Origin of the sequence: Nitratireductor soli (genome assembly GCF_001050155.1) — a bacterium.
Lineage (GTDB): Bacteria > Pseudomonadota > Alphaproteobacteria > Rhizobiales > Rhizobiaceae > Nitratireductor > Nitratireductor soli.
This window is the reverse complement of sequence record NZ_LFVY01000050.1, coordinates 1-791: the sequence shown is the minus strand read 5'-3', so window position 1 is coordinate 791 and position 791 is coordinate 1. Positions and strand designations below refer to the sequence as shown.

The window sequence follows — 791 nt, the reverse complement described above, 5'->3', positions numbered from 1 at the left end:
CCCGCCTCGACGCCGTGGATCGCCACCTGGCGGTCATCGAGGAAGGGATGGAACAGGCCGATGGCGTTCGAACCGCCGCCGACGGCGGCGACGATGGCGTCGGGCAGCCGGCCCTCAAGCTCGAGAACCTGCGCGCGGGCTTCCGTGCCGATCACCGACTGCAGCTCGCGCACCATCTCGGGATAGGGGTGCGGGCCGGCGGCGGTGCCGATCAGGTAGTAGGTGTCCTCGACATTGGTCACCCAATCGCGAAGCGCTTCGTTCATGGCGTCCTTCAGCGTGCCGTGGCCGGCCGTCACCGGCTTCACCTCGGCGCCGAGCAGATGCATGCGGAAGACGTTCGGCTTCTGCCGCTCGACATCGGTGGCGCCCATATAGACGACGCAGGGCAGGCCGAAGCGGGCGGCGACGGTGGCCGAGGCCACGCCGTGCTGGCCGGCGCCCGTCTCGGCGATGATGCGGGTCTTGCCCATGCGCTTGGCCAGCAGGATCTGCCCCAGGCAATTGTTGATCTTGTGCGAGCCCGTGTGGTTCAGGTCTTCGCGCTTGAAGTAGATCTTCGCGCCGCCCAGATGGTTCGTCAGGCGCTCGGCGAAATAGAGCGGCGAGGGGCGGCCGGTGTAATGCCTGCCGAGAAACGCCACTTCCGCCTGAAAGGCGGGGTCGTTCCTGGCTTCGTTCCAGTGCCTTTCCAGGTCGAGGATCAGCGGCATCAGCGTCTCGGCGACGAAGCGCCCGCCAAATATGCCGAACATGCCCGCTTCATCGGGGCCGATGCGGAAGGAATTGGG

The 791-nt window shown here is 66.9% G+C and carries 1 protein-coding gene; it reads right to left on the bottom strand.

The window, feature by feature from the left end; translation table 11 throughout:
- Nucleotides 1–791, bottom strand: a 791-nt coding sequence (gene trpB / locus AB843_RS24585) for a tryptophan synthase subunit beta (RefSeq protein WP_048649564.1), incomplete at both ends; no start/stop codon positions are given.